This is a genomic window from Arthrobacter sp. C9C5, from assembly GCF_013359735.1.
Lineage (GTDB): Bacteria > Actinomycetota > Actinomycetes > Actinomycetales > Micrococcaceae > Arthrobacter.
Map to the genome: position 1 here is coordinate 1 of NZ_JABFMX010000046.1, position 1,453 is coordinate 1,453.

The window sequence follows — 1,453 nt, forward strand, 5'->3', positions numbered from 1 at the left end:
CCCCCGGGCAGCCCCGCCCCTTCCACGACCACGTCGAGGCCGTCATTGAGGCGCTGGACAGCGCGGGTACCCCGCTGCGGGACGCCTGGCTGGTCACCCCTTCGCACTGGCAAAACCTGCTGTGCGACAGTGACGCCGGGTGCTGCCCGCCCGAATCGCTGGAATCCATCACGGACGGGCAGCTGAACGCGGAACTGGTGTTCCGTGGCAGCAGCTACCAAATGACGCCCGGCACCAGCTACGCGCCGTTCGCAGGCCCGGCAGACAGGGAGGAGCAGATCCGTCACGCTCTCCCGGGAGTGCTCGGGGCGGAGCTGCGTCCGGGCCGGGAACTGTGGGCAGAGGCCCTGACCCGGGACGGCTGGACGGATCCGCAGACCGCGGTGGAGCTGCTGGCGTGCTTCCAGCGCCCGGACCTGCGCGACGTGATGTTCTGCAACGTCATCGACCCGGAGCTGCCGGACGCCGAGGAAAGCGGGAATCTGCTCATGGGGGAGGGTATCGCCCCGGACTGGAACCGCGTGGACCGGGCGCAGGAAACCGCCCGGAACCTCATCGACGCCGCGCCGGAAGGCTACCGTGCACCCCTGCTGACCCTGATCGGCTGGCTGGCGTACCTCAAAGGTCAGTCGTCGGTAGCTGCGGACCACTTCAAGCTTGCTCTGGCAGATACACCGGGCTACCGGCTCGCGGAACTGATGGACCAGCTGGTGAGCCGGGGAACCATCGCCCCGGTCGCAAAGAACCAGGCAACCGCCTATAAGCGGCACCGCTAAAAGCAACGGGGCCGGACCGGGAAAACGGTCCGGCCCCTTGGGTGCGGCGGCGACCTCCCCCGCATGCGCTCCTCCGGCCGCCGATCACGCTGCCGCGGGCGCAGCACCACAAGCGGGCAACGGCCGGACGCCGGGCTACAGTGGAGGAACACGATCCACTAAGAGCCTGGGGGCAGCACATGAGCCACGAGTACATCCTGACGGACGATGACGCAGCACCTGCCGATGCCACCCATGCCCAGGACGTTCTCGAGCTCTCGATGTTGACCATGCCGCAGCCAGGGGCCCCCATCGTCGATATCTCCTGGGAGAAATCCCCGCTGGACCTATAACTTGATGCAGCAATGACGCTGCAGCACTGATTTTCCTTTTGCTGAGGGAAAACTGAGGCCGGCCCCAAGGGGCCGGCCTCAGCCCTTTTAAACGCTGAAACGGGCCTCGCTTCGCTCGGGCTGTAGAAGCGTCTTTCTGTTTTGGCTGCTGTCCTGTCGGATTGTACGTGTCCGCTCCGGCCCGTCCAGCCCCTCCTTCGTCGGGGCCTGCGGTTCAGGAAATGTCCCTGCGGCGCTCCTTCGTCGCTTATTTCCTCCGGGAATTTCCTGCCCCTTGCCTCCGGTAGACGGGCCTCCGTCGGCCACAGCTCCGCAAGCTTCGCCAGCAGCCAAAACAACGGGGGG

Annotated in this window: 2 protein-coding genes; both read left to right on the plus strand. The window is 66.4% G+C overall.

What is annotated here, in order from left to right; all coding sequences use genetic code 11:
• Positions 1 to 776 (plus strand): DUF4192 family protein (locus HNO80_RS17740; protein WP_175324168.1); only part of this gene is annotated, 776 nt, incomplete at its 5' end.
• Between the two features lie 179 nt (positions 777 to 955).
• On the plus strand, positions 956 to 1,108 hold the full coding sequence (locus HNO80_RS17745) for a hypothetical protein (protein ID WP_174182301.1): 153 nt from the start codon (positions 956 to 958) through the stop codon (positions 1,106 to 1,108).
• The last annotated feature ends 345 nt before the right edge of the window (positions 1,109 to 1,453 follow it).

What these genes read in the sequence shown, in the direction of transcription:
- HNO80_RS17745 (WP_174182301.1), top strand. Translation starts at nt 956, where the DNA reads ATGAGCCACGAGTACATCCTGACGGACGATGACGCAGCACCTGCCGAT.